The sequence below is a fragment of the Vibrio genomosp. F10 str. 9ZD137 genome (assembly GCF_049974785.1).
GTDB lineage: Bacteria > Pseudomonadota > Gammaproteobacteria > Enterobacterales > Vibrionaceae > Vibrio.
In genome coordinates, this window is record NZ_JBNGCJ010000893.1 from 1 (window position 1) to 464 (window position 464).

1 protein-coding gene is annotated in these 464 nt (G+C 34.9%); it reads right to left on the reverse strand.

Translation table 11 applies throughout. The annotated features are described in order from the left end of the window. Positions 1–46: 46 nt before the first annotated feature. Positions 47–439 carry an SMU1112c/YaeR family gloxylase I-like metalloprotein gene (gene gloA2, locus ACP45E_RS19895; protein ID WP_017036121.1) on the reverse strand — a complete coding sequence of 131 codons (393 nt, stop codon included), beginning with the start codon at positions 437–439 and terminating at the stop codon, positions 47–49. Positions 440–464: the final 25 nt, after the last annotated feature.

A 464-nucleotide genomic window follows, 5' to 3' on the forward strand; every position in this document is an offset into this window, starting at 1 on the left:
ATCGCGAAGCGATGGCCAACTGTTTTTATTCCGTTTAAACGACTTGTTATATGGTAACTTGCTCATATATCTCTAGTGGAAGACCATCCGGGTCATTGAAAAAAGTAAATTTCTTGTCGGTAAATTCATCGACTCTAATATCTTCTACTTCAATTCCTTTTGATATCAAGTAATCACAAGTATCCTCTACTGAAGCTACGTTAAATGCTAAATGTCTTAGACCTAAAGCTTCTGGTGAGCTTGGTCTTTTAGGTGGGTTAGGAAAAGAAAATAATTCTAACTGACCACCATTTGGTAATTTAAGATCCAGTTTATAAGATTTTCTTGTCTCCCTGTAGTTCTCAGCTATTACAGTTAAACCAAGTATTGATGTGTAAAATTGCTTAGATTCTTTATAATCAGAACAAATTATTGCAACATGATGTATCGAGTTAAACAATGCACTCTCCTTGCCATATAACGCC